Origin of the sequence: Thauera phenylacetica B4P (genome assembly GCF_000310225.1) — a bacterium.
GTDB classification, from domain to species: domain Bacteria; phylum Pseudomonadota; class Gammaproteobacteria; order Burkholderiales; family Rhodocyclaceae; genus Thauera; species Thauera phenylacetica.
Map to the genome: position 1 here is coordinate 1 of NZ_AMXF01000457.1, position 1,362 is coordinate 1,362.

The 1,362-nt window shown below is 74.1% G+C and carries 1 protein-coding gene and 1 pseudogene; both read right to left on the reverse strand.

From position 1 onward, the window contains the following. Window positions 1–76: 76 nt before the first annotated feature. The gene (locus tag C667_RS22980) at window positions 77–808 is read right to left on the reverse strand and encodes a hypothetical protein (RefSeq protein ID WP_245538529.1); all 732 of its coding nucleotides are present in this window, start codon (window positions 806–808) and stop codon (window positions 77–79) included. Next, window positions 768–1,362 (reverse strand): annotated as a pseudogene (locus C667_RS22985) (Y-family DNA polymerase); the annotation flags it as partial. The gene C667_RS22980 and the pseudogene C667_RS22985, both read right to left, overlap by 41 nt.

Here is a 1,362-nt window from a genome sequence, read left to right on the forward strand (position 1 = left end):
GCGGCTCGCGGAGGGGGCGGGGTCGCGCCCCGGGCGAAGCGGGGCGGGCGCTTGTCCCCGCGATGAGCGCGGTCGTTCAGGCCTCGCGCGTGGCGGTCTCCGCCGGGAAAAGCTTCGGCTGCCAGTAGCGCCAGGCGAGGAAGCCGGCGAGCGCCGCGATGATCAGCCAGAAGCCGACGCCCTGCCAGAAGGCGATCGGATCGGTGGCGAGGAAGTAGTCGCGCGGCGGGCGAACGAAATGGATTCGTCCGCTCGTCAGCGCAAGCACCGCCTGCGCGATCGCCGCCAGCGCGGGCGCGAACCACACCAGCAGGCCGGCGCCGACGATGACGCGATCGAGCAGCGGCGTCGCGCGGCTGCGGGGGCTGTAGACGCTGCGCACCCCGAACCACACCGCGACCAGCAGGCCGATCGCCGCCGCGAGCGGCCCGATCGCCATCGCGCCACCGAGCAGGGTGGCGGCTGCCAGGAAGGCGAGCCCCTCCAGCCGCACGAGCTCCGGCCACAGCCGCTCGAGCTGGCTGAACAACAGCCATGAGGCGGGTAACGCGACGACGCACAGCAGCAGCGCGAACAGCGCGCGCCGCCGGTCGCGGTCACCCGGCGGAGGGGTGGTGCGGGTGGGGGAGGGTGCGGAAACGGCGACAGCGGGGGAGGTCTCGGGCATGGAGATGGGCGACGTGGGGCGGATGGGAGTCGCCACGAGTGTACTACGCCCGTCGCCCCGATCCCTCGGCGCGGGCAGCGTGAGCCCTTGCAGGACACCGTCAGCCGAAATACCCATGGACGAACCATTGCCCGGGTGCATCCAGGCTCTCGAAGATCCAGCACAGGACCTCGTCGGCGTCGCGCGCGAGGTAGTAGTCGCGGCGCACGGGCATGCCGTCCCACCAGCCGGTCTCGATGCGCTCGGCGGCGCCGAGCAGGGTGTAGCGAGGTGCGGAGATCGGGCGTGGCGCGGGCAGCAGCCACAGCGGGCGCAGGCCGGCGGAGGTGCTTGCCGGCGGCGGTGCCGTCCAGGTCGAGAGGGGCCCCGAGGCTGCGTCGCGGCCGGCGCGTGCGGTGGCCGCAGGCGCGGACGGGCCGGCATTTCGCCAGGCGGCCTCGGGACGGTGATCGGCGCGAAGATCGAGGCGCTGCACGCCGTCCTCGCCCAGCCGAGCCTGCAGGCGGGCGAGCAGCAGGGCGGCGTCCTCGCCGGCTTGGGCGGGATCTCCGAACAGGTCCCTGCCGCGCGGGTCGGCGGCGACTGGGCTGTCCGCGCTGAGGGTGATCGAGTCGACCTCGCCGGACAGCTCGAGCACGGCCAGGCGTTCGCGCACGATCAGGGCGAAGCGCGCCTCGTCACGGCTCCGGCGCCCG